The following is a 23,854-nucleotide window of genomic DNA, read 5'->3' on the forward strand; positions in this document are numbered from 1 at the left end:
GACAGGCGCTCGTGGCGGCGAGGAAAAGTGTCAGACCCCGCCCGTAGTCTCCAGACATGATCGAGAGCACGCCGGTGACCGCGCCGTTCCCCGCCCGCGACGCGTTCGACGAGGCGGTGGCGGAGGCGCGCCGGGCCGCGCGGGCGTATTACGACACGGGCGACGCGCTGCTGACCGACGCCGACTACGACCTGCTCGCCGACCGGATCGCGGCGACGATCGCCGCCCACCCGGACTGGGACGATCAGGGGATCACCACGGCGGTCGCGGCCGGCGCCTCGGCCGGTGGCGACGTGCGGCACCCGACGCCGATGCTCTCCCTCGACAAGATCAAGACCGCGGAGGAGGTCGCGGCGTTCGTCGCCACCCTCGGCGGCGACGGGTGCCTGGTCGAGGTGAAACTCGACGGCCTCGCGATCCGCGTCGAATATGTCGAGGGGCGCCTCGTGCTGGCCGCCCTGCGTGGCGACGGCGCCACCGGGGAGGACGTCACCCCGCAGGTGCGGCGCGGCATCGCCGGGCTCCCCACGCAGCTGCCCACGCCGTGGAGCGGGGAGGTGCGCGGCGAGGTCTACATGACCGTCACCGACTTCGAGGAGGCCAGCGCCAACCGGGTCGCCGCCGGCGGCAAGGCGTTCGTCAACTCGCGCGGTGCGGTCGCCGGCTCGATCCGCGCGATCGACCGCGACTACGAAGCGCCGATGACCTTCGCGGCGTACGAGATCAGCGGGGAGTTCGGCAGTCACCTGGCGGCCATGGCGCACGCCGAGAGCCTCGGGTTCCCGCCGGCGTGCACCCTGATCGCCGAGGCGGCGGGGGAGTGCCACACCGCCGAGCAGGTGATCGCCGCGATCGAGACGATCGGGGCCCACCGCTCCGACCTGGCCTTCCCGATCGACGGGGCGGTGATCAAGGCGAACCTCGACAGCACCCGCCGCCGGCTCGGGCTCGCCAGCCGGACGCCGTACTGGGCGACCGCGTTCAAGTACCCGCCGGACACCGCGTCGACGGTGCTGCGCGACATCGAGGTGCGGGTCGGGCGGACCGGGCGGATCAGCCTGCGCGCGATCATCGACCCGGTCATGGTCGGCGGCACCACGGTCACGAAGGCCACCTTGCACAATCCGCAATGGGTCGCCGAGCAGGGGCTGGCCCTCGGGCAGACGGTCGCGGTGTGGCGGGCCGGCGACGTGATTCCGCGGGTGACCGCCCCGATCGGCGAGCAGCCGCACGGCCTCACGCCGTGGACCGCGCCCGAGCAGTGCCCGCAGTGCGGCGAGCCGTGGGACAAGTCCAGCCTGCTGTGGCGCTGCCACACCGCGTCCTGCGCGGCGGCGAACGCGCTGGCCTACTGGTGCAGCCGGGAGGCGCTGGACGTGGACGGCGCCGGTGACGCGTTCTGCGACGTGCTGGTCGAGGCGGGGATCGCGCGTAACGTCGCCGACCTCTACGACCTGACCGTCGACGGGATCGCCGAGCTCGCGGTGGGCAAGACCGCCGCGGGCGGGACGGTGACGCTGGGCCGCTCCAACGCGGAGCGGATCATCGCGGGGCTGGAGGCCAGCAAGCGTCAGCCGTTCAACCGGGTCATCACCGGGCTCGGCATCCGGATGACCGGGCGCAGCGTCGGCCGGTGGCTGGCCGCCCGGTTCAAGTCGATGGACGCGCTGCGGGCCGCCACGGTGGAGGAGATCGCGCAGATCGACAAGATGGGCCTGATCAAGGCGCAGCACGTGGTGGACGGGCTGGTCGCGATGAGCGAGGTCATCGACCGGCTGGCCGAGCGCGGGCTCACCATGCGGGTCGAGGACGACGGCGGGGAGAAGCCGCTGGCCGGAAAGACGTATGTGGTGTCGGGTTCGGTGCCCGGTTACACGCGGACCACGGTCTCCGAGCGGATCGAGGCCCTCGGCGGTTCGGCCAGCAGCAGCGTGTCGGCGAAGACCACGGCGCTGGTGACCGCGGAGACCACCACGAGCAAGGCGAAGAAGGCGGCCCAGCTCGGCATCCCGGTCATCGACCCGGAGGAGTTCGCCCGCCTGCTCGCGTGACGAACGGATACGGGGTGGGGCGGCCGGTCCCGGGCCTCCCCACCCCGTACGGCGTTGTCAGCCGAGCATCGACCACCACTGGCTGCTGCCGGTGAACCGCTTGACCGGGTTGCCGTTGGTGGAGATCGAGTAGGCCGGGGCACCCCCGTCGGCGTACCCGTTGAGGCTGATCGACTCCATGTTCCAGTTGTCGTCGGACTGGAACGTGCCGTTGTGGGAGATCATGCGGACCTTGATGCCGGTCACGTTGCAGCTGCTCACGTGCCAGTTGGTGTTCTGGTAGGCGAGCTGGTAGCTGCGGTTGCTCCAGTTGCCGATCCCGCCCGTCACGTGCTGGAGCTCCACGTCCCCGCCGCTGCGCTGGGTCAGCCAGACGATGACCTCCGAGTTGTCCCGCAGGTCGTCGCCACCGGTCCCGAGGTTCAGGTAGAAGGCGCGCAGCTCGGCGCAGTTGCCGATCGGGCCGGCCTGGGCGGGTGCCGCGGCGGCGGCGAGGCCCGCGGTGGCGACCAGGGCGGCGGTGGCGCCGATGATCGTGCGCTTCAGGGCCTTGACCGGGTTCATGCTCATCGTGGAGATCCCTTCGTAGCCGGCGTTCGGTGCCGGACGTCTGCCGAAGACGATCCGGCCCGGCCGGCCGGCTCCGGAAGGCCCGGCGGGGTTGTCCGGACAAGCCCGGACGAGGTCAGGGGGTTATCCGGACAACGCCGTACGGCACGGCGGCTGGTATTCGATGCCGGGGAAATGCAGCGCCCATTCGGTACGGGTGAGCGTCGGGTGGGCGAGCGCGCAGACGCGGGCGGCCACCCGCTCGGGGTCCAGGTCCCAGGACCGGACCGTGCCGTCCGCGCTCGCGGTGGCCAGGTGCCGGCCGTCCGAGGTGAAGGCCACCGCGCTCACGGTCGCGGTGTGGCCGGTCAGGGTGGCGACCTTCGCCGGCCGGCGGGGATCGCCGACGTTCCACAACCGCACGGTGTGGTCGCCGCTGCTGCTGACGAGCGTCCGGCCGTCCGGGCTGAACCGGACCTCCTCGACGTACGCGGTGTGCCCGGTCAGCGTGGCCAGGACGGACGGGCGGTAGGGGTCACTCACCTCCCAGAGCCGGATGGTGCCGTCGTTGGCGCCGGTCGCCAGGACGCGGCCGACCGGACTGAACGCGGCGGTGGTGACCGCGTCGGTGTGGCCGGCGAGCGTTCCCGCCTCGACCGGACGGTGGGGGTCCGTCAGATCCCACAACCGTGCCGTGTGGTCGAGACTGGCGGTCGCCAGGATGCGGCTGTCGGCGCTGAAGACGGCCATGTTCAGCGCGTTGATGTGGCTCTTCGCCGAGAACGCGGCGAGGTCGGCCGGCCGGCGGGCATCGGTGACGTCCCAGAGCCGAGCGGCCCGGCTGCGTGCGCCGAGCACCGCCAGCAGGTGCCCGTCGGGGCTGCACACTGGCAGGGGGACGTCGTCGACCAGGCCGTGCGGTAGCCGGGACAGTTCCGTGACGTGCCGTGGATCGCTCAGGTCGGAGAGCCGTACGGTGGTCGGGCCCGCGGCGACCAGGAGCCGGGAATTCTGGCAGAAGGTCACCGAACCGTCCGCGGGGACGTCGATCGGGTCGGCCGGCCCGGACCGGTCGTCGACCGTCCACACCCGTACCGCCGGCGCCCGGCCCGGACCGAGCAGCAGCCGGTGGTCGTCCGGGCCGAACTGCAACGGCCGGACCGCGTCCGGTTGGCCGGTCGGAACCGGGCCGGTCAGCTCCCACAACCGGACGGTGTAGTCGTAGCTGCCGGTGGCCAGGGTCCGGCCGTCCGGGCTGAACGCGACCCCGGCGATCGCGTTCGTGTCGCCGGGTTCGTCCGCGTGCCGGTCGAGGACGGTGATCGGTACCGGCCTGCCGGGATTCGTCACGTTCCACAACCGGGCCGTGGCGTCACCGCTGCCGGTGGCCAGGGTGCGGCCGTCCGGGCTGAACGCGACCGAGTACACCAGACCGGTGTGCGCCCTCATCACGCTCGACACGTTGCGGGCGGCGAGGTCCCACAGCCGGGCGGTGTGGTCGTAGCTCGCGGTGGCCAGGGTGCGGCCGTCCGGGCTGAACGCGATCATGCTCACCACCGCGGTGTGCCCGGTCAGCACACCGGCTTCGACGGGCCGCCGCGGATCGGTGACGTCCCAGAGCCGGACCTCGCGCTCGTCCCCACCGGCCAGGGTCCGGCCGTCCGGGCTGAACGCGACCGCGAACCACGCCCGCGCGCCGGTGAGGGTGGCGATCGGACGAGGGTGTGCCCGGTCCGCGACGTCCCAGAGCCGGATGGTGCGGTCGTAGCTCGCGGTGGCCAGGACGCGGCCGTCCGGGCTGAACGCCGCCTGGTCGACGGAGCCGTGATGACCGGTGAGGGCGGTGATCCGGGTGACGTGGCCCGGATCCCGGACGTCCCAGAGGATCACCGTACGGTCGGCGCTGGTGGTGACCAGGGTGGTGCTGTCCGGGCTGAACGTCACCGACGACACGTAGTCCGACGCCGCGTCGAGCACGGCTCGCAGCGTCGGGCGGTGCGCGACGCTGGTGTCCCAGAGCCGGACCGTCCGGTCGCTGCCGGCACTGGCCAGCAGCCGGCGGTCGGGGCTGAACCGCACGTCGTGCACGTACCCGGTGTGCCCGGTCAGCCGGATGGAGTACGGCGCCGCGAACGAGCTGAGCAGCGCGCCCCGCGCCTCCGAGGTCTGGGCCAGGCGGTACGCGGCGAGGCTCAGCTGGTTGGCCAGGGCCGGGTTGTCACCGCGGAGCGGGTCGACCTCCTGGGCGACCTGCCGGGACACGGCCTCGTCCCGCTGCCGGGTGGAGATCTGCTCGGCCCGCGCCGCCAGCACGGTCATGGTCGTGGCGAGCAGGAACAGCACGGTGAGCGCGGCGACCAGTTGGCGCAGGCGGCGGGTCCGGCGCCGGGCGGCGTGCTGTTCGGCGAGCTCGCGGGCCACCGAGGCGGCCAGGAACTCGCGGGCCACCGGGTTAAGCGCCGGTGCGCCGGTGCGCTGCGCCCACTCCTGCGCCACCGCGAGCCGGGCACCGCGGTACAGGGCGGTGTGGCAGCGCTGTTCCCGCTGCCAGGTGGTGGCGGCCTCGACCAGGTGGCGGCGGGTGAGCATGCCGGCGCGGTCGACCTCCAGCCAGCCGCGCAGCAGCGGCCAGGCGGTCAGCAGCGCCTCGTGGCTGAGCTGGACCCGGTCGGCGTCCACGGTGATCAGTCGCTGGGCGACGAAGCGGTCGAGCACCTCGGTCACCTGGCCGGTCGAGCCGTCGCACTCGGCGACCAGCTCGGCCCACTCGCGGCGGCGCCGGGTGTCCGGGGCGTCCGCGGCGATGTGCACCAGGCCGAGGAACACCTGTCGCGCGAGGTGCCGCTGGTGCTCGTCGAACGCCGCGTACACCGCGTCGGCGGAGGCCGCGACGGCGCGGTCGATGCCGCCGACCTCGCGGTAGTCGGCGACGGTGAGCCGGCGGTCGCGGCTGTGCTGCCAGGTCGCGAGCAGTGCGTGCGACAGCAGCGGGAGTACGGCGGCGTCGTGCGCCCGGGTCGGGATCTCGCCGGAGCCGACCTCGCTGAGCAGCAGCTCGACGAGGCCGTCGGTCACCTCCACGCCGGCCTTGCGGGCCGGTTCGGTGATCGCGCGGCGCAGCTCGGCGTCGGCCATCGGCGCGACCGTGAGCTGGTTGGCGCGCACCGCCGCGACGAGCTCGGGATGCCGCAGCAGCGGGGCGTAGAAATCGGCCCGGAGCCCGATCACCACCAGGGCCCGTCCCGGACCGGCCACGGCGCAGAGCGCGGTGACGAACGACTGCCGCTGGGCGCCGTCGACGCAGGTGGTGAACGCCTCCTCGAACTGGTCGACCACGAGCAGCAGCCGGTGCGAGCCGGGATCGGCGCGCCGGGCGTAGTCCGCCGCGCGGGAGGGGGAGTCGTGCAGGTCGGCCGTGACCTCCTCGGCCGGCAGCCCGGTCGCGGCGGCCAGTTGGGCCGCGAGTTCGTCGAGGGGCGAGCGGCCCGGGGTGAACAGCCGCACCGACCAGCCGTCGCCGTCGAGCCGGCCGCCCAGGACCGCGTGGATCAGCCCGGCGCGCAGCAGCGAGGACTTGCCCGCACCGGAGGCGCCGACGACGACCTGCATCCCGCCGCCCGCCGCGTACCCGGTCGCGAGACGGTCGATCAGTTCGGCGGTCAGGGCCTCACGCCCGAAGAACCAGTCCGCGTGCTCGGCTTCGAAGCTGGCCAGGCCCCGGTACGGCTCGGGGCCCAGCGGACGGGGGCCAGGTGCCTGCCGCAGCCGCTGCCAGACCGCCACCCAGGCGGCGAGCAGCGCGGGGTCGGTGACGCCGCACGCCCGCAGCACCTGGACGAAGAGTTCCCGTGAGGCCGCGGCGGGCAGACCACGGCCGGCGAACCAGTCGCCGATGGTGCTGTGGTTGCGGTAGCTGCCGGTCTTGGCCGCGACCTGGCGCACGCTCAGGTCGGCCCCCTGACGTAGCAGGGTCAACTCCCGGCCGAAGTCCTCCCGGGTCACGATCCGCTCCGGGTCGGCGTCCGGTGCGGGCGGCGCCGCGGCCGATGAACCCCGTACTGCCATTCCTCCCCCATCCATCCGGCTCGACGGACGCGACGACAGGGCCCGTCGACGTACGTCGATGCAGTTCTGGCACGGGGGCGGACACTACCGTAGCGTCGCTACGCCCCTGTGCTCCGGTGGCGACTGTGCGTCGCATTTCGTACGCGCAGCGTCGTTTCCGTCCAAAGTCGAGTCCTCAGGTAAGAAGTGGGGCGGTGCGCGCATTACCTCGTGACGAGCCACTGCCGGCACAGAGGAGAGAAGGACTGTGGAGCATCCCGACGACAGCCGTCGGTTCACCGCGATCTATCACGCGTGCTACCCGCAGGTGTACGCGTACGCGGTGAGCCGGGCCGGCCGTGACCTCGCCGAGGACGTGGCCGGCGATACGTTCCTGACCGCGTGGCGCAGGCTCGACGCGATACCGCCGGCGCCGCTGCCCTGGCTGCTCGGGGTCGCCCGCAACATGATCCGTGAGCGGTACCGGGTCGAGGTGCGGCAGGCCGGTATCACGACCGAGCTGCGGGCCTGGGTCGAGCGGACACAGGCGGAAGCCGATGTCGCCGACAGTGTGGCGGAACGGGCGGCGATGCTCGACGCGCTGGCCCGGCTCGGCGACGAGGACCGGGAACTGCTGACGCTGGTCGCCTGGCACGGCCTGAGCACCCGCGAGGCGGCCCGGGTGGTCGGCTGCTCGACCGCCACGTACTTCGTTCGCCTGCATCGGGCCCGCCGCCGTCTCGAACAGGCACTCGCCGGCCCGCCGCCGGCGGCTCGTCGCGTCCCCGTTTCCGCGCAGAACCAGGAGTACACCCGATGAGTAAGCACCGCGACACCATGCAGGCGCTGGCGAAGGCCCGGCCGAGCCGGCTCGAGCCGGACGGTCCCTTGCCCGACCCGGCCGCGCTCACCGCGTACCCCCGGGAAGTCGCTCGGATGGCGCGGGCGCCGCGGCCCGGCCGCCGCCTGGCGCTGGTCGGCGGCGGGGTGGCGGTCGTGGCCGCGGTCGCCACCGTGCTGAGTCTGCGGACCGGAGTGCCGGCGCCGAACGCCACGGCGTCCTCCTCCGTCTCCGCCACGACCGCCCCCACGGTGGTCCCGACGACCGCCGCCGGCCTGCTGCTGGTGGCGGCGGAGCGCTACGACGCGGAACCGGTTCGCGACGGCCGCTACTGGGTGGTGCGCTTCCAGCACGGCGAGCAGGCGAAGCCCACGATCGTCGACGAGCAGTGGCTCGCGCTGCGGGACGGCGACCCGAGCGTCGCGTACTTCAAGGTCGGCTCCCGCGACTGGCGGGCCCGGCCCATGGAGGGCCACAGCGCGGCGAACAACTTCCTGCTGGCGGGACAGACCCGACCGCCCGCCGAACTGGCCGCGCTGCCCTCCGATCCGGACCGGCTCAAGGCGCGGCTGCTCTCGTGGTACAGCGACGAGGTCAGTAACGAGGGCCGGGACCAGTATCTCTTCTACTGCGGAGTGGCGATCACGCTGAACCTGCCGGTCCCCGCGCCGGTCCGGGCGGCCGCCTACCGGATGCTGGCAAAGCTGCCCGGCATCACCGCGCTGGGCAGGGTCACCGACGCCCTCGGCCGCGACGGGATGGCGGTCGGCTACAGCCGGCGCGGCGACAGCGGCAACGTGTCGCAGCAGCGGCTCATCGTCGACCCGGCGACCGGGTACGCCTTGGCGCAGGAATCCTGGACCAAGGGCGAGCGGGGCCGGTACACCGCCGTCCTGAAGTCGCAGTGGTCGGACGAGAGCCTGCCGGACGCCGCCGATCTGAAGTGAGGTGCGGGGCGCCCACGGAGCTCGATCCGTGGGCGCCCCGGCATCAGCAGGGGAACGTGCCGCTGTAGAGGGCGTGGCCGTACGACGAGGTGCCGGAGCCGAATCCCCAGACGCCGTCGTCGGACCACACCGCCTCGCGTGCGCCGTTGACGCACGTGGCGGCCGGGGCGATCGCGAAGCCCTCGAGGTTGCCGACCGGCAGCACGGCCGGGTTCGTGTAGGTCGCGTCCGCGACGATCGCGCCGCCGGCGTTCACCTTCAGGAACGTGTGCGTCTCACCGCAGGTGTTGTCGCAGGTCGCGACTATGCGCTGGGTGCCCGCGTCGAACAGGACGTCCATCACCGAGGTCTTGCCGGTGGCGACGGTGCCGAAGGTGGTGAGCGTGCCGTCCGAGTTGAGGCCGTAGATGTGCAGCGTGCCGTCCCACTCGAGGCCGGCGAAGAACAGGCCCGACCCGTGCAGCGGGTAGTTCGCCGGGTTGTAGGCCGCCCCGGTCAGCGGGTCGATCCAGCCGCCGGCGGTCAGCCAGCTGTCCGGTACGTAGGCCACCCCCTCGAAACCGAGGTTGGCGTCGTCCTTGTCGCCGGTGTTGAGCTGCGGGAACTGCGAGGTCATGTCCCACTGGCGCAGCGGGGTGAGCGTCGAACCGGTCGCGGCCGGGTCGAACTCCATGATCGTGTCCTTGGGGACCGTGTTGTGGTCGTTGTCGCGCTCCGAAGTGAGGTAGAGGTGGCCGTTGCCGCCGATCGTCAGCCCCTCCGCGTCCGGCTCACCGGATCCGCCGGCGAAACGGAGGTGCTTGCCCGTCGCGCTCCAGGACGCGTCCGGGATCCACTTGGTACCGCTCTTGACCAGCTTGAACAGCCAGCTCTTGTTCTTGACCGCCCACAGCGTCGACGGGTTCGACGGGTCGAACGCCAGGCCGCTCACGTCGCGGCCCTCGGGACCGGTGGAGGTGGTGAAGGCGCAGACGTTGTCGGCGATGGTGACGTCCAGGCCACCGGGCCACGCCACGGTGCCGGCCGGGGCCGAGCCCGTACCCGTCGCCGCCTCCGGGGTGCAGCCGCTCGTCAGCGCACCGCCGCCGCCGAGCAGCTGACCGGTCGGCGGCTGCGTCGAGGTCGGCGTCGGGGTCGGTGAAGCGCCCGAGCAGGAGTTCGCGCCGCCGAGCGTCGCGGTGGTGGCCGTCCGGAACCAGCCGGTGCCGTCGGCGCATCGCTCGTCCGACGGCTTGGCCCCGTCGAGCATCCAGGTCACCGAGTCGATCGTGTTGCCGCTGCCGTCGATGAGGAACAGCGCGTCGTTGTCGCCGAGGCCGATCGTGGAGTTGAACGTGGCGTACCCGCCGGCGGCGATGCTGGTCGTGCTCGGCGACGACGACGAGATCGAGGATGTGGAGTGGGAGGTGTCGCCGTCGACGTACTTCCACGAACCGATGCTGACCGCACTGGTGCCGCCGTTGTACAACTCGACGGTGTCGGAGCCGTTCGAGGTCACCTCGTTGATCCGCAGCCGGCCGGCGGCCGGGATCGTCGCCGGGCAGCCGGCGGCGTTCGCGGAACCGAACGTCGCCGCGGTCGTCGCGGTCACCCACGCGCCGGTACCGTCCGCGCCGCAGCGGGCCATCGCCGGCTTGGCCTTGTTCGTGGCCCACTCGACGCGGTCGACCACCGTGCCGTCCGCCGAGTAGATCACCAGCTTGTCGGAGTCACCGAGGCCCTTGGGAGAATTGAAGGTGACGAAGCCGCCCGCGGGGATCGTGGTCGAGGACGGGCTGAACGACTGCGGCGAGAAGCCGTCGTCCGACATCTTCCAGCCGCTGACGCTGACCGGCGTCGAGCCGGCGTTGTACAGCTCGACCGTGTCGTTGTTGCTCGACGTGACCTCGTTGATCCGGATGTTCTGGTAGCCGGCGGGATCGGCGGCCGCCGCGGGCCGCGTGGCGGCGAACGCGACGACAGCGAGACCGGAGACGGTCAGGACGCCGGCGCGAGCCAGGGCGGTGCGGGCAGGGGTGTACGACATGGACAGCACGTTGCTGAGCCGATGTTGAGGCAACGCGAATTCGATCTGAAGATCATGTGCTGCCCGTCGGAACTCCGGTCGCCGGTCTCCGGGGCCTCGTCTCAGCAGGCGGCACGGGCTGTCCGGGTCGCCGGCGTGGACCGATCGCTGAATAGGCTGGCGGCATCGGTTTCGGCCTCGGTAGCGAGAGGACGCGGTTGTGCCGCTGCTGTTCTCCTACGGGACACTTCGTGATCCCGCTGTGCAGAAGTCCACTTTCGGTCGTGAGCTCGTCGGCCGCGAGGACCGGATCATCGGGTTCCGGCTCGATCAGGTGCGGATCACCGATCCGCACGTGCTGGCGGTCAGCGGCCTGACCCATCACCCCATCCTCTCCGCCACCGGTGCCGCCGCCGACACCGTGGCCGGCTCCGTCCTGGAGATCACCGAGGACGAGTTGCTGCAGGCCGACGAGTACGAGGTCGACGACTACCAGCGGGTCTCCGCACCACTCGCCTCCGGCGACACGGCCTGGGTGTACGTCGCCCGAGACTGACCCCGGCCGCATCCGCCGGCAGAACGAGCGGCTGAGACCCGCCTCTGCGGCGTGTCCGGCAATGCTCAAGCGGCGAGCCTCGGACGGTGTCCAGGACATGCTTGCCGAGTCGCGGTGACGTCTACCGACCGGCCCGTACGCGACTTTGCGTACGGGCCGGTACCGCGATGAGCTGACGCCGTTCCCGGCCGTACGGCCGATAGTCGGGTCATGGCGAACGAGTGCGCGAACGACACCGGCCACCGCTCCGGATGGGTCACCGCGACCTGCGCCGCGCTGGTGCTGGCCGCGGTCGGTGACGCCGGCCCGGAGATCGTCGCCTCGCGCAGCCTGGTGGCCGGTTATGACGGGCCCGGACCGCTGATCTATCTCGGTGTCGCCGTGCTGGTCGCGGCGCTGCGATGGCGTTTCGTGCCGTCGGCGGCGGTGGTGATGTCGGCGTTCTTCCTGTTCGGTGGGTTCGCTGACGCGGACTTCGTCGACCGGCTCACCGCCGGTTCCGGAGCCGGATTCGTCGCGGCCTGGCTACAGATGCTCAGTTTCGCCGCGGCGATCGTCTGCGGGACGGCCGCCATCCGGCGACGTCAGTGAGGAGAAGATGGTGTTGAGCACGATTGCGGCGCGGTTCTCGGCGGCGCCCAAGAGCACGAAACTGTCCCTGGCCGGGCTGGCGGCCGGCATCGCGGGGCTGGTCGTGCAGTGGGTCGCGGACCCGGCGAAGTTCGGCGGGTTCCCGCCGGGGATTCTGTTCATCGCGGCGTGTGCGGCCCTGGTCGTAGTGGCGTCCGGCCGCTGGTGGGCGCCGGTGTCCGGAGTGCTGATCTCGCTGTGGATCGTGGTCGGTGGATGGGCGGCCGGGCAGATGACGCCGAACTTCCGATCAGGCGACGCGGGAACCGTGACCGGCACGGCGGTGATGACGCTCGGCCTCGTGTTCGCCGCGGTCACCGGCACCACCGCGATGATCGCCGGCCGGCGTGCCCGGACGGACACGCCGGCACGGTGACCGAAGGCGGTGGGCCGGGGTGGCGCGGCCCTCGCGCGAGAGTGTCACGGTGCTTGGGCCGAAAGGCCTGGAGGCGGGGCTCCATCGGTCGTACCAGGGGAAATGGATTTTGAATTTGTCGTTGTCAGGTTGCGCTACGGCGGCGTCGGGTGGGGTCGGTGAGCGCCGGTGGGTGGTAGCCCTGGTCCCGGGCGGAGAGCGTGACACCGGGCGGCACGATCTTGTCGATCTCGTCCAGGATGTCCGCGCTGAGCCGGACCCGGGCGGCGCCGAGCTGGCCCTCGAGCTGTTCCAGGGTGCGCGGCCCGATGATCGGGGCGGTGACCGCGGGGTGCTCCAGGACGAACCCGAGCGCCAGATGGATCAGCGACAGCCCGGACTGTTCGGCGAGTTCGGCGAGGGCCTCGACGGCGGCGAGCTTGGTCGCGTTCTCGGGGGCGTCGATCTCGTAGCGGCCCGGCTGCCGGCCCGCGCGGCTGCTCGACGGCTGGGCGCCGCCGGCCCGGAACCGCCCGGTCAGCCAGCCGCCGGCGAGGGGGCTCCAGGGGATGACGGCGAGACCGTACTTGCGGGCGATCGGCAGGACCTCACGTTCGACTCCGCGGGCCAGGATCGAGTACGGCGGCTGCTCGGCGACGACCCGTTCGCGGCCGCGCCGGTCGGCGGTCCACTGGCCCTCGACGATCGCCGAGGGCTCGAAGGTGGACGTGCCGATGTAACGGATCTTGCCCTGGTGGACGAGGTCGGAGAGCGCGCCGAGGGTCTCGTCGAAGTCGGTGTCGTCCTCGGGCCGGTGCACCTGGTACAGGTCGATGTGGTCGGTCTGCAAGCGGCGCAGGCTGTGCTCGACCGCGCGGACGACCCAACGGCGGGAGTTGCCGAACTGGTTCGGGTCCGTGCCGATCTGACCGTGGAACTTGGTGGCCAGGAAGACGTCGTCGCGGCGGCCGAGCAGGGCCTTGCCGACGATCGTCTCGGACTCGCCCTGGCTGTAGACGTCGGCGGTGTCGATCAGGTTGATGCCGGCGTCGAGAGCGTGGCGGATGATCCGGACGCTGTCGTCGTGGTCGCTGTTGCCGCGTGAGCCGAACATCATGGTGCCCAGCGCGAGGGCGCTGACCTTGACGCCGGTACGGCCGAACGGGCGCAGGGGAACGGTCATCGGGAGATCAGCTCCAGGCGGTTGGCGGGACGGGGCAGCCCGTAGTGCTCGCGCAGCGTGCGGCCGGTGTACTCGGTGCGGAACAGGCCCCGCTCCTGCAGGATCGGCACGACCTTGGCGGCGAACGCCTCGATGCCCGACGGCAGCACCGCCGGCATGATGTTGAAGCCGTCCGCGGCGCCGTTCTCGAAGTAGTGCTGGATCGTGTCGGCGATCTGGACGGGTGTGCCGGTGAACGTGCGATGGCCGCGGCCTCCGCCGAGCTTGCCGATGAGCTGGCGCACCGTCAGGTTCTCCCGCCGGCCCCACTCCACGATCAGGGTGCGCCGGCTCTTGTGGCCCTCGATCTCGTCCTCGCCGGGCAGATCCGCCGGTAGCGGCTCGTCCAGCCGGAGCCGGTCGGCGTCCACCCCCAGGACCGTGGCCAGGGTGGCGACCGCGAACTCCGGGGCGATCAGTCGCTCCAGTTCGGCGTCCAGCTCACGTGCCTCCGCCTCGGTGTCGCCGATGACCGGCACGATGCCGGGCAGGATGACGACATGGTCGGGGTCGCGGCCGGCCGCCACGGCGCGGCGTTTCAGGTCGGCGTAGAAGTCTTGGCTCTCCCGCAGGGTCGGCTGGGCGACGAAGACCGCCTCGGCCCACTTGGCGGCGAACTCCTTGCCGTTCTCCGACGAGCCGGCCTGCACCAGCAGCGGGTAGCCCTGCGGGGAGCGGGGTACGTTCAGCGGCCCGTCCACCCGGAAGTAGGTTCCGTGGTGGTCGATGCTGCGGACCCGGTCCCGCGCGGCGTGCACGCCGGCCTGCTTGTCGGCGAGGATCGCGTCGTCGGCCCAGCTGTCCCAGAGCTTCGTGGAGACCTCGAGGAACTCGTCGGCCCGCTCGTAACGGGTCCGGTGCTGGGGCTGCTCGTCCAGGCCGAAGTTGCGGGCGGCCGCCTCCCCGGCGGTGGTGACGATGTTCCAGCCGGCCCGGCCCCCGGAGAGGTGGTCCAGTGAGGCGAACCGGCGGGCCAGGTTGAAGGGCTCGTTGTACGAGGTGGACGCGGTCGCGATCAGCCCGATCCGGGTGGTGGTCGCCGCCAGCGAGGCCAGCAGCAGCGTCGGCTCCAGCTTGCCGGAGGGACGGCGGCCCGGGTCGCTCCAGAGCACCGGGCTGTCGGCGAGGAAGACCGAGTCGAACTTCGCCTCCTCCGCGACCCGGGTCAGGTGCTGGTGGGCGGCGAGCGACAGATTGGCGTACGGGTCGGACTCCGGCAGCCGCCACGACGCCTCGTGGTGCCCGGTGTCGTGCAGGAACAGGTTGAAGTGCAGTTGGCGGCTCATCGTGGGATCAGCTCCAGGCTGTTGGCGGGGCGGGGGAGGCCGTAGTGGTCGCGCAGGGTGGTGCCCTCGTACTCGGTGCGGAACCGGCCCCGTTCCTGCAGGATCGGCACCACGTGGTCGACGAAGGCGGCCAGGCCGGACGGCAGCACCGCGGGCATGATGTTGAAGCCGTCCGCGGCCCCGCTGTCGAACCACTCCTCGATGGTGTCGGCGACCTGGACCGGGGTGCCGGCGAAGGTGCGGTGCCCGCGGCCTCCGCCGAGGCGGCCGATGAGCTGCCGCACGGTCAGGTTCTCCCGGCGGGCCAGGTCGACGATCAGGGTGAACCGGCTCTTCGCGCCCTCGATCTCGTCCTCGGTCGGCAGGTTGTCCGGCAGCGGCTCGTCCAGCTTCAGGTCGGCCGGGTCCAGGTTGAAGCGTTCGGCGAGCTGCCTGCGGGCGTACTCGGGGCTGATCAGCCGTTCCAGCTCGGCGTCGAGTTCCCGGGCCTCGGCCTCGGTGGCGCCGATGACCGGCACGATCCCGGGCAGGATCTTGATGCCGTCCGGGTCGCGGCCGGCCGCGGCGGTGCGCTGTTTGAGGTCGCGGTAGAACGCCCGCGCCTCGTCGAGGGTCTGCTGGGCGGTGAAGACCGCCTCGGCCCACTTGGCGGCGAAGTCCTTGCCGTCCTCCGACGAGCCGGCCTGCACCAGCAGCGGCCAGCCCTGCGGCGATCGTGGCACGTTGAGCGGCCCGTCCACCCGGAAGAACCGGCCCCGATGGTTGATCGCCCGCACCTTGGCGGCGTCGGAGTGGACCCCGCCGTGCTTGTCGGCGACGACGGCGTCGTCGGCCCAGCTGTCCCAGAGTTTCGTCGCGACCTCCAGGAACTCGTCGGCCCGCTCGTAGCGCTCCTGGTGCGGCGGTACGTCGTCGAGGCCGAAGTTGCGGGCCGCGTCGGCGCCGGCGGTGGTGACGATGTTCCACCCGGCCCGGCCGTCCGACACGTGGTCGAGCGAGGCGAACCGGCGGGCCAGGTTGTAGGGCTCGTTGTACGAGGTGGAGGCGGTGGCGATCAGCCCGATGCGCTCGGTGACGCCGGCCAGCGCGGTCAGCAGCACGGTGGGCTCCAGCTTGCCGGTCGGCCGGCGGCCGGGGTCGCCCTGCTGGACCGGGCTGTCGGCCAGGAACAGCGAGTCCAGCCGGCCGCGTTCGGCGATGCGGGCCAGCTCCTGGTAGTGCTTGACGCTCCAGCCGGCGTACGGGTCGCTCTCCGGCAGCCGCCAGGACGCCTCGTGGTGGCCGACGCTCATCAGGAACGCGTTGAGGTGCAGCCGGTTCGGGTTGCGGGTCATCGCCGGGCCTCCTCGTCCACGCCCAGCTCATCCAGGAGCAGCGTGCGTAGCCGGGCGAACTCGGCGTCGGAGCGGACCCGGTTGGTGAGCTCGACCCGGACGTCGGTGCGCACCACGCCGGCGTCGAGCAGGATCACCCGGTCGGCGAGCACGATGGCCTCGTCGACGTCGTGGGTGACCAGCAGCACGGCCGGCCGGTGGGCCGCGCAGAGCTTGCGCAGCAGGGCGTGCATGCGGATGCGGGTCAGGGCGTCCAGGGCGCCGAACGGTTCGTCGGCGAGCAGCAGTTGCGGCTGGCGGACCAGCGAGCGGGCGAGCGCGGCTCGCTGTTGTTCACCCCCGGACAACTGGTACGGCCACGCGCGCTCCCGCCCGGCGAGACCGACCTCCTCGAGCGCGTTGCGGCCACGGTCGGCGGCGTCCGGGCCGCGCAGCCCGAGGACGACGTTGTCCAGCACCCGCTTCCAGGGCAGCAGCCGGGAGTCCTGGAAGACCACCGACACCTGCTCCGGGACGGTGATCCGGCCGTGGCCGGCGACGTCGCGGTCCAGGCCGGCGAGCGCTCGCAGCAGGGTGCTCTTACCGGTGCCGGAGCGGCCGATCAGGGCGACGAACTCACCGGGGGCGATGTCCAGGTCGAGACCGTTGAGGACGCCGCCGTCTTTGTTGAAGCTGCGGTGCAGGTCGCGGACGCGGACCGCGACCTCGGTGGTCAGCCCTCGAGCGTCTGTCGCCATGCCAGCACCCTCCTTCCGGTGAGGCGTACCGCGCTGTCCGCGCAGTAGCCGAAGACCCCGTAGATGACCAGGCCGACGACGATGACGTCGGTCTGCCCGTACTGCTCGGCCAGGGTGATCATGTGGCCGATGCCGGCGACCGCGTTGTACTGCTCGACGACCACGAGGCCGAGCAGCGACGCGGTGACGGCGAACCGCATGCCGAGCAGGAACCCCGGAAGCGCGCCGGGCAGCACCACGTGGCGGACGAACTCGCCGCGGCCGATACCGATGGTCTCGGCCAGTTCGGCGTACTTGCCGTCGATCGAGCGCAGCCCGTTGTGGGTGTGGATGTAGATCGGCACCAGGCTGATCAGCGCGATCGTGATGATCTTCATCTCCTGGTCGATGCCGAACCAGGCGATGAAGAGCGGGATCACCGCGAGCGTCGGCACCGACCGCTTGATCTGGATCGGCCCGTCGATCAGCGACTCGCCGATCCGGGACAGGCCGGAGACGACCGCCAGCACCGCGCCGGTGACCACGCCGAGGGTCAGGCCGATCGCCGCGCGCTGCAGCGAGGAGAGGATGTTGCCGAGCAGGTCGTGGTTGACCCACTGGTCCTCGAAGGCGACCACCACGTCCCACGGCGCGGACAGGATCGCCGGCGTGATGACGCCGGTCGCGGACCCGGCCGACCAGAGGGCCAGTACGAGGGCCGGGCCGATCCAGAAGGCGAAGCGGATGCGGCGGCCGGGGCCGAGCCGGCGGCGGACGACCCGCTCGTCGACCCGATCGAGGACCTGGGGCTCAGGGGTGTGCAGGGTGGCGGTCATGCGGCATCACCGGTGACCACCTGGGAGCCGGCGGCCGCCGCCTGGACGGCTTCGAACCGGCGGTCGACGAGCTTGTTCACGTCGATCTTCTCGTGGTTCTGTTCGCTGGCGAGCAGGTCAGCGGTCGCCTGCAGGCGGGCGATGGCGGCGTCCCAGGTCGCCGGGATGCCCTTGTTGCCGACGATCTCGACGACCGCCTTCGCGTCGGCCGCGCTGAGCCCCTGGCTCTCCTGGTAGTACGCCTTCGCGTACTCGGCGTGGTGCTCGTTCGCCCACAGGATGGCCTTGGTGCGGACGCCGACATACGCCTTCAGCGCGGCCGCCTTCTGCGAGTTCTCCACCGCGCTGGTGAGGCAGTACAGGGTGGAGGCGTCGTCCCGGATGCCGGTGCCGATCGAGCTGGCGCCCGGGTATTTCGCCTCGTACAGCTTGATGTTCTGGGCGCCGATCGGCGCGACGTCGACGGCCTTGCTGCCGAGCGCGGTCACGTAGGAGTCGCCGTTGCTGGTCAGCTCGACGAGCTGGACGTCCTTCTGGCTCAGCCCGGCCTTCTGCAGCACCCGCAGCACCAGGGCGCCCTGGGCCTGGCCGGCGCTGTAGGCGATCTTCTTGCCCCGCAGGTCGGCCAGGGACTTGACGTTCGCGCCGGGCGCGACACCGAGCCGGTAGATCGGGTGGTTCAGCGGGTCGAGGGTGACCGACTGGAACACGATCTTCGTGGAGGTGCCGGTCCACGCGGCGAACAGTGACGGGATGTCGGCGACCGAGGCGCAGTCCAGCTTGTCGGCGCGGAACGCCTGGATGCTCTGTGGGCCGCCGCTGATGTTGGCCCACTCGACCTTCACGCCCGCGTCGGTGAGCTCCTTGTCCAGCCCGGAGGCGCCGACGATGGCCTGGATCTGCGGGTCGCCGAGCCGCAGCACGGTGCCGCTGGGGACCTGGTCCGGCAGTGCCGCCGTCAGCTCGAGCTTGGTGCCGGCCTGCTCCTTCGCGCAGCCGGCCGCGAGCAGGACGGTGGCGGCGAGGAGGGCGGCGACCGTACCTCGGGAAATTCTTCTCATGGGTCTTCCTTTTCCGCTGAGTCAGAGAACGTGGAAGTTGCCGTCGTGATAGAGCAGTGGAGCGCTGTGCTCGGCGAGGCCGACCTCCTCGATCCGGCCGACGACCAGGTGCGATCCGCCGGCGGGGTGGCGCAGCTCGATCGAGATCCGCAGCCAGGCGGCCGCGTCGTCCAGCAGCGGCTCACCGGTCGGCAGCCGCCGCCACCGCGTCGGTGCGCCGAACCGGTCGATGCCGCTGGTCGCGAACGTCCGGGCGAGCTCGGTGTGCGCGCCGCCCAGCAGGTGTACGACGGCGGTGCCGGCGTCGCGCAGGTGCGGCCAGGCCGACGCGGTGCCCGTGATGCTGAACGACAGCAACGGCGGCTCGGACGAGAGCGAGGCCAGCGAGGTGACGGTGACTCCGGCGGCGCCGCGGCCGGCGTCGGCGGTCACGACGGCCACACCGGCGGCGTGGCGACGGAACACCTGGCGGAACAGGGCGGCGTCGACGGGTGCGGGCGGGGTCGGGCGGGAAACAGTGACGGTCATGGCGGGCTCCCAACCGAATTCGAGGAGGGCAGGGCTGATCGGGCCCGGAGGTCGCGGGCTGGGGGTCGGGTGCGCCCGCTGAATTCATACTATGCCGCTAGGATTAGCAGGCAAGTATGCGTCGAACTGAATTAAGTTTCGGCTGCTCAGGACGCGCGCAGTCGCACGCCGAGATCCAGCGGCGACGCGTAAACCTGGTCCAGGGCGACGGCCCCGCCGGCCACCGCCAGCACGGTGCCGGGGAAGCTCGACGGGTGCACCACCCGCTCCATCTCGGCTCCCGCCGACGACCAGGCCGCCACCTCCGCCCGCAGCGTCGCCAGGCACTCCGGCAGCTGATTGGCGCCGGCCTCGGCGACCACCAGCACCTCCGGGTCGAACAGGTCCAGCAGCAGCGCCGCGGCGCGGCCCACCAGCCGGGCACGATCCCGCAGCAGCTCCAGCGCGCCGGCGCTGCCGTCGGCCGCGGCCTTCACCAGGGCCGGGATCTCCGGACGGTCGATCAGCCCGGCGGTCATCGCCCGCCGGACCAGCACGCGCTCCGAGACCGCCGCCTGCAGGCAGCCGACCCGGCCGCACGAGCAGGCCTCCCGGCAGCCCTCGACCGGTAGATGCGCCACCGCGCCCGACGCCGACCGTGGTCCCTGATGGATCGCTCCGCCGGTCGCGAACGCCACGTCGACGACGTTGCCGACGAACAGGTGCACGGCGCTCTCCCGGGCCCGGCCGGCCACCGCGCCGAAGAGCAGCTCGGCGCGGAGCAGCGCCCGCGAGTTGTTGTCGGTGCGCACCGGCAGGCCGGTCGCCTCGGCCAGCGCCGCGCCGATCCGCACGTCCCGCCAGTCCAGCGCCGGATGCTCGACGATCGTCCCGGTCAGGGAGTCGACCCAGCCGCCGGTGGCCAGGCCCAGCCCCAGGACCCGGCGGCGTGGGTGCCGGCGGCGGAGCGTGGCGATCCGGGCGGCGACCGTGGCGATGACGCTCGCCGGGTCGGTACGGCCATGCGGCTCCTGGACCTGCGCGATGATCCGCCCGCGCAGGTCCAGCAGCGACACCGTGATCCGTGGGACGGCGATGTGCACGCCGATCACGGCGGCGCCCTCGACCTGGATGTCCAGCGGCACGTGCGGGCGGCCGATCCCGGGCGGCCCGGCCGCCTCCGGCACCTCACACATCAGCCCGCGGTCCAGAAGGGACGAGACGACCCCGGTCACCGACGCCGCGGACAGCCGGGTCACCCGGGCGACGGAGCTGCGCGCGATCGGCCCGTGGTCGAGCACCGCGCGCAGCACCGCCCCGGCCGAGTCACGCGACCGGCGCGCGTCGATCGGCGGCAGGTCGCCGCGCCGGGTCGTCGGCCGGCCCACTCACCGGCCACCGGCGTGAGGGCGGATCATCCGCCGAGCGTAATGCCGCCGCCACGCCGCTGTCGCCACAAGTTATCGGACGTTTTACGGTCCGTAACACCGGTGTGGACTACGGCTCGGTGCGGCCGTTGAGGATCCAGTTCAGGTTGAACTTGTGGAAGACGATGAAGTGCTCCTTCGCCCCGGTCCCGCTCGGGTCGGACGGGTCGGCCTTGCTGCCCTCGATGAGCGCTGCCACGTGGTAATCCGAGGTCTTGGCCATGCTGGAGTAACCGCCCTCCACCGGATCGTCGCCGCCCCAGCCGGTCGGGTGCGGGATGAGCCGGGACATCTCGTCCCACGTCGCGCCGTTGTCGTAGCTGATGCTGATCATCATTTTCCGGCGGTTGGTGGCGTCGCTCGGGTGCAGGAACATCAGCCGGTGCCGGCCGTCGAAGTTGTAGCGGAGCACGGAGCCCTGGCAGCCGCCGCCGCTGGTCGGCTCGGTGAGCGTGTCGTGGGTGCCGTCGTGCCACTGGTAGGCGGTGTAGCCGCCGGTGAGCGTACCGCTGAGGAATCTGCGGTAGGGCTGGAACCCGCTTCCGCTGCCCGGCCGGTCGTTGCGGTACAGGCTGCCGTCGGTGCGTTCGCTGACCGTGCCCTCGACGCCGTCGCGGCTCGGCAGGGCCGACTGCTGCCAGGTGGTCCCGCCGTCCTTGCTGTAGATGTTGCGGCCCCATGCCGGGATGACCAGAGCGCCCCTGTCCGGGCCGCTCTGGGTGAGGCGGATGCCGTTGCCGGGGCCGATCGCGTCCCATTTGTAGCCGGCGGGTTTGAGCGTGGAGTTCAGATTCTTGAAGGTCCAGGACCCGGTCGGTACGCCGTCCGCGCCGACCTGCTTCGACAGTCCGTAGACCTCCCGGTTGTCCCAGGTCGTCTGATCGGTGCTGGTGACGGTCCCGTCGGTCCGCTGGGCGAACAGCCAGATGGTGCCGCCGGTGGCGGGATCGCTGTTGGGGTTGTACACCGGCGTCGGATTACCCCACGTGTCGGTTCCTCCGGTCGCGACGGGCTGCAGACCCGACCAGGTCGCCCCGTTGTCGGCCGAGGTCTTCATCACCAGGTCGATGTCGCCCCAGTCGCTCTCGCTGTTACGCCGCCCCTCGGCGAACGCGACCAGGCTTCCCGGCGTGGTGCTCACGATGGCCGGAATCCGGAAGCTGTCGTAGGAGACACCGTTCAAGATGTCGTTCCCACCGAACAGGGTGTAGCCCTCCGGGCTGGGCGCGACCGCCTGGGCGGGTCCCGCCGTCAACCCGGTCACCGCCACCGTCAGGACAACCGCGCTGGTCAGCCGGCCGGCTGCGGCACGAGGTCCGCGTCTGCGCATTTCGATCCCCCCGAGAAACGGATCGGGCTCCTCTGTGGAGCCCGCCGCAGGGACCGTAACGGGAAGATCATCGATTGCGGTGGGTCGGTTCGACCGTGTTCATGGAACGTTTGCCGTCCCTATACCGAAGGTGTGGCGCCGGTCCCGGTGGGTTTGCCGTCGACGGGCAGGCGCAGTACGAACGTCGTCCCCTCGCCCGGCGCCGAGCTCAACTCGATCGTGCCACCGTGCTTCTCCACCACGACCGCGTGCGCGAGCGGCAGTCCCTGGCCGGTCCCCTTGCCCACCTCCTTGGTGGTGAAGAACGGCTCGAAGATGACCTTGTGCAGCTCCTCCGGGATGCCGCTGCCGTCGTCCGTGATCGTGATGACCGCGTCCGGCCCGTCCTTCCGGCTGGTGACCGTGATCGTGCCCCGCCCGTCCCGGCCCAGCATCGCGTCGGCGGCATTCACCAGGAGGTTGAGGAAGACCTGGTTGAGGTCGCCGACGTGGCACAGCACGTGGGGCAGGTCGCCGAGGTCGAGGACGACGTCCGCGACGTACTTCACCTCGTTGCGGGCCACGGTCAGGGTGCTCTCCAGCGCCTCGTTGAGGTCCGCGTACGCGGCGGTACCGGCGTCCTTGTAGCTGAACACCTTCATGGCCCGGACGAGCGAGGCGACCCGCTCGATACCCTCCAGACTCTGGTTGACCGCCAGTGGCACCTCCTCGGTGAGGTACTCCAGGTCGGCCTCCTCCTCGGCCCGTTCGAGACGGTCCCGCCACGGCGACGGCTCCGACGTCGCCGACAGGCCCAGGCCCTCGCGGTAGACCAGCAGCAGATCGATCAGGGCCTGGGCGGAGCTGGCCAGGAACCGGGTGTTGTCGCCGACGAACTGGATCGGCGTGTTGATCTCATGGGCGATGCCGGCCGAGAGACGGCCCAGCGACTCCAGCTTCTGGGCGTGCCGGGATTCGATCTCGCGCTGCCGGCGCTGCTTCTCCTCGGTGATGTCCCGGAAGACCACGACCAGGCCGCCGACCGTGGCGGGGCCGACCCGCAACGGCGCGGCCGAGTACGCCACCGGGAGGTTCCGGCCGTCCCGGCAGGTGACCGTCGCCGTGCCGACCGCGCGGTGCGCCGGCGTCGCCGGGTCGACCGCCGGTGCCGAGCCGTCGTCGCCGCGGAATTCGACCACCGAGTGGACCAGCCGGCCGCGCAGTTCGTCCTCGGTCCAGCCGAGCATGCTCGACGCGGCGTGGTTCATCGAGATCAGCTCGCCGTACTCGTCGACGGTGTAGAGCCCCTCGGCCATGTTGTCCATGACGACCGACCGGAACTCCTCGGCCTCGGCGCGGGCCGTGATGTCCATGACCACGACGCCGACCCCGACGATCTCGCCGTCCGTGCGCACCGGGTAATAGCTGCACAGCCACCGGCAGGTCCGGCCCGGCCCGACCGGCGAGGCACCGGTGATCTCCCGGTTCAGCAGCGGCTCGCCGCTGTAGAGCACCTGACGGAAGTCCGGGCCGATGATCGGCGCGAGGTCCGGGATCACCTCCTCGACGGTACGACCGAGGTGGCCGGCGACCGGCGTGCCGTGGATGGCGGCGAGCGTGTCGTTGATCCGTACGTAGCGCAGGTCACGGTCGACCAGGGCGTGGCCGACCGGCAGCGCCGACAGCAACTCCTCGGTGAGCGCCAGGGCCTCCGCGCTGTCGCGCTGCGCCTCGCGGAGCGTGGCCGCCACGTTCTTCTGGTCCTCGATGTTGGCCGCGGTGCAGGCCCACCCGGTGACCCGTCCGGCGGCGTCCGCCATCGGCATGGCCATCACCCGATGCCAGAGGAACCGTCCGTCACGGCGGCGCAGCCGGCAGTCGACCTCGTACCACAGGTGGGTGTCGGCGCCCCGCTCGGCCGCGGCTCGCACGCCCCGCACGTCGTCCGGGTGGATGAACCTGATCCAGTCCCACTTCTCGTCGGCGGAGGCCGTGCTGCCGCTGTAGTCGACCGCCAGCACGTTGAACCACTCCGGCACGGCGTTCAGACCGGCGATCCAGCTGACCCGCGGAACGGAGTTCAGGATGTTACGCATCTCCGGCTCGGAATGGCTCAAGGGCCTGATCTTGGCGGCGTCCGGCTCCGCGGCAGCGATCGACACGACCATTCCCTCCCCG

Annotated in this window: 19 protein-coding genes; 6 read left to right on the forward strand and 13 right to left on the reverse strand. The window is 71.7% G+C overall.

Annotated features, from left to right (window positions below; genetic code table 11):
* Positions 1-56: 56 nt before the first annotated feature.
* The gene (gene ligA / locus CHC09_RS32865; RefSeq protein ID WP_239138681.1) at positions 57-2,051 is read left to right on the forward strand and encodes an NAD-dependent DNA ligase LigA; all 1,995 of its coding nucleotides are present in this window, start codon (positions 57-59) and stop codon (positions 2,049-2,051) included.
* Between the two features lie 57 nt (positions 2,052-2,108).
* Here the strand turns inward: ligA and CHC09_RS32870 are convergent, their stop codons facing one another.
* A complete protein-coding gene (locus CHC09_RS32870) occupies positions 2,109-2,621 on the reverse strand; it encodes a hypothetical protein (RefSeq protein ID WP_143232734.1) in 513 nt (170 codons plus the stop codon).
* Between the two features lie 123 nt (positions 2,622-2,744).
* The gene (locus CHC09_RS32875; RefSeq protein WP_089297151.1) at positions 2,745-6,665 is read right to left on the reverse strand and encodes an nSTAND1 domain-containing NTPase; all 3,921 of its coding nucleotides are present in this window, start codon (positions 6,663-6,665) and stop codon (positions 2,745-2,747) included.
* A 247-nt stretch (positions 6,666-6,912) separates the two neighbouring features.
* On the opposite strand from CHC09_RS32875, the gene CHC09_RS32880 reads away from it, so the two are divergent.
* Positions 6,913-7,464 carry an RNA polymerase sigma factor gene (locus CHC09_RS32880; RefSeq protein ID WP_089297152.1) on the forward strand — a complete coding sequence of 184 codons (552 nt, stop codon included), beginning with the start codon at positions 6,913-6,915 and terminating at the stop codon, positions 7,462-7,464.
* A complete protein-coding gene (locus CHC09_RS32885; RefSeq protein WP_089297153.1) occupies positions 7,461-8,432 on the forward strand; it encodes a CU044_5270 family protein in 972 nt (323 codons plus the stop codon). The genes CHC09_RS32880 and CHC09_RS32885 overlap by 4 nt, the downstream gene beginning before the upstream one ends.
* Before the next feature lie 43 nt (positions 8,433-8,475).
* Here the strand turns inward: CHC09_RS32885 and CHC09_RS32890 are convergent, their stop codons facing one another.
* Entirely contained in the window at positions 8,476-10,458 is a 1,983-nt protein-coding gene (locus CHC09_RS32890; RefSeq protein ID WP_089297236.1) for a lamin tail domain-containing protein, read from the reverse strand.
* Between the two features lie 199 nt (positions 10,459-10,657).
* Between CHC09_RS32890 and CHC09_RS32895 the strand changes: the two genes are divergently transcribed.
* The 3 genes from CHC09_RS32895 to CHC09_RS32905 all read left to right on the forward strand — a co-directional run bounded on the left by CHC09_RS32895 (position 10,658) and on the right by CHC09_RS32905 (position 11,999).
* Positions 10,658-10,993: a gamma-glutamylcyclotransferase family protein gene (locus CHC09_RS32895; protein ID WP_089297154.1), complete on the forward strand. Its 336-nt coding sequence runs from the start codon at positions 10,658-10,660 to the stop codon at positions 10,991-10,993.
* 210 nt (positions 10,994-11,203) lie between these two features.
* Positions 11,204-11,584, forward strand: coding sequence for a hypothetical protein (locus tag CHC09_RS32900; RefSeq protein ID WP_089297155.1), 381 nt, complete (start codon positions 11,204-11,206; stop codon positions 11,582-11,584).
* Between the two features lie 7 nt (positions 11,585-11,591).
* On the forward strand, positions 11,592-11,999 hold the full coding sequence (locus CHC09_RS32905; protein ID WP_089297156.1) for a hypothetical protein: 408 nt from the start codon (positions 11,592-11,594) through the stop codon (positions 11,997-11,999).
* Positions 12,000-12,123: 124 nt separating this feature from the next.
* On the opposite strand, the gene CHC09_RS32910 is transcribed toward CHC09_RS32905, so the two are convergent.
* The 10 genes from CHC09_RS32910 to CHC09_RS32955 all read right to left on the reverse strand — a co-directional run bounded on the left by CHC09_RS32910 (position 12,124) and on the right by CHC09_RS32955 (position 23,838).
* A complete protein-coding gene (locus CHC09_RS32910) occupies positions 12,124-13,161 on the reverse strand; it encodes an aldo/keto reductase (protein WP_089297157.1) in 1,038 nt (345 codons plus the stop codon).
* The gene (locus CHC09_RS32915; protein WP_089297158.1) at positions 13,158-14,486 is read right to left on the reverse strand and encodes an LLM class flavin-dependent oxidoreductase; all 1,329 of its coding nucleotides are present in this window, start codon (positions 14,484-14,486) and stop codon (positions 13,158-13,160) included. Before CHC09_RS32915 ends, CHC09_RS32910 begins: the two co-directional genes overlap by 4 nt.
* A complete protein-coding gene (locus CHC09_RS32920) occupies positions 14,483-15,820 on the reverse strand; it encodes an LLM class flavin-dependent oxidoreductase (RefSeq protein WP_089297159.1) in 1,338 nt (445 codons plus the stop codon). The genes CHC09_RS32915 and CHC09_RS32920 overlap by 4 nt, the downstream gene beginning before the upstream one ends.
* The gene (locus tag CHC09_RS32925; protein WP_089297160.1) at positions 15,817-16,557 is read right to left on the reverse strand and encodes an ABC transporter ATP-binding protein; all 741 of its coding nucleotides are present in this window, start codon (positions 16,555-16,557) and stop codon (positions 15,817-15,819) included. The genes CHC09_RS32920 and CHC09_RS32925 overlap by 4 nt, the downstream gene beginning before the upstream one ends.
* Positions 16,533-17,372 (reverse strand): ABC transporter permease, encoded by an 840-nt coding sequence (locus tag CHC09_RS32930; RefSeq protein ID WP_089297161.1) that lies wholly within the window; start codon positions 17,370-17,372, stop codon positions 16,533-16,535. Before CHC09_RS32930 ends, CHC09_RS32925 begins: the two co-directional genes overlap by 25 nt.
* Entirely contained in the window at positions 17,369-18,433 is a 1,065-nt protein-coding gene (locus CHC09_RS32935) for an ABC transporter substrate-binding protein (RefSeq protein WP_089297162.1), read from the reverse strand. The genes CHC09_RS32930 and CHC09_RS32935 overlap by 4 nt, the downstream gene beginning before the upstream one ends.
* Positions 18,434-18,454: 21 nt before the next feature.
* Positions 18,455-18,961: a flavin reductase family protein gene (locus tag CHC09_RS32940; RefSeq protein WP_089297163.1), complete on the reverse strand. Its 507-nt coding sequence runs from the start codon at positions 18,959-18,961 to the stop codon at positions 18,455-18,457.
* A 146-nt stretch (positions 18,962-19,107) separates the two neighbouring features.
* Positions 19,108-20,328 (reverse strand): ROK family protein, encoded by a 1,221-nt coding sequence (locus CHC09_RS32945; RefSeq protein ID WP_089297164.1) that lies wholly within the window; start codon positions 20,326-20,328, stop codon positions 19,108-19,110.
* Between the two features lie 109 nt (positions 20,329-20,437).
* Positions 20,438-21,697, reverse strand: a complete 1,260-nt coding sequence (locus CHC09_RS32950) for a sialidase family protein (protein ID WP_089297165.1) — start codon at positions 21,695-21,697, stop codon at positions 20,438-20,440.
* A 119-nt stretch (positions 21,698-21,816) separates the two neighbouring features.
* Positions 21,817-23,838, reverse strand: a complete 2,022-nt coding sequence (locus tag CHC09_RS32955; RefSeq protein WP_179277379.1) for a PAS domain-containing sensor histidine kinase — start codon at positions 23,836-23,838, stop codon at positions 21,817-21,819.
* Positions 23,839-23,854 lie beyond the last annotated feature (16 nt).

This window comes from Actinoplanes regularis, assembly GCF_900188005.1.
Classification (GTDB): Bacteria; Actinomycetota; Actinomycetes; order Mycobacteriales; family Micromonosporaceae; genus Actinoplanes; species Actinoplanes regularis.

Coding starts and splice junctions, on each gene's coding strand:
- ligA (WP_239138681.1), top strand. CDS start 57: ATGATCGAGAGCACGCCGGTGACCGCGCCGTTCCCCGCCCGCGACGCG.
- CHC09_RS32870 (WP_143232734.1), bottom strand. CDS start 2,621: ATGAGCATGAACCCGGTCAAGGCCCTGAAGCGCACGATCATCGGCGCC.
- CHC09_RS32875 (WP_089297151.1), bottom strand. CDS start 6,665: ATGGCAGTACGGGGTTCATCGGCCGCGGCGCCGCCCGCACCGGACGCC.
- CHC09_RS32885 (WP_089297153.1), top strand. CDS start 7,461: ATGAGTAAGCACCGCGACACCATGCAGGCGCTGGCGAAGGCCCGGCCG.
- CHC09_RS32890 (WP_089297236.1), bottom strand. CDS start 10,458: ATGTCGTACACCCCTGCCCGCACCGCCCTGGCTCGCGCCGGCGTCCTG.
- CHC09_RS32900 (WP_089297155.1), top strand. CDS start 11,204: ATGGCGAACGAGTGCGCGAACGACACCGGCCACCGCTCCGGATGGGTC.
- CHC09_RS32905 (WP_089297156.1), top strand. CDS start 11,592: ATGGTGTTGAGCACGATTGCGGCGCGGTTCTCGGCGGCGCCCAAGAGC.
- CHC09_RS32910 (WP_089297157.1), bottom strand. CDS start 13,161: ATGACCGTTCCCCTGCGCCCGTTCGGCCGTACCGGCGTCAAGGTCAGC.
- CHC09_RS32915 (WP_089297158.1), bottom strand. CDS start 14,486: ATGAGCCGCCAACTGCACTTCAACCTGTTCCTGCACGACACCGGGCAC.
- CHC09_RS32920 (WP_089297159.1), bottom strand. CDS start 15,820: ATGACCCGCAACCCGAACCGGCTGCACCTCAACGCGTTCCTGATGAGC.
- CHC09_RS32925 (WP_089297160.1), bottom strand. CDS start 16,557: ATGGCGACAGACGCTCGAGGGCTGACCACCGAGGTCGCGGTCCGCGTC.
- CHC09_RS32930 (WP_089297161.1), bottom strand. CDS start 17,372: ATGACCGCCACCCTGCACACCCCTGAGCCCCAGGTCCTCGATCGGGTC.
- CHC09_RS32935 (WP_089297162.1), bottom strand. CDS start 18,433: ATGAGAAGAATTTCCCGAGGTACGGTCGCCGCCCTCCTCGCCGCCACC.
- CHC09_RS32940 (WP_089297163.1), bottom strand. CDS start 18,961: ATGACCGTCACTGTTTCCCGCCCGACCCCGCCCGCACCCGTCGACGCC.
- CHC09_RS32950 (WP_089297165.1), bottom strand. CDS start 21,697: ATGCGCAGACGCGGACCTCGTGCCGCAGCCGGCCGGCTGACCAGCGCG.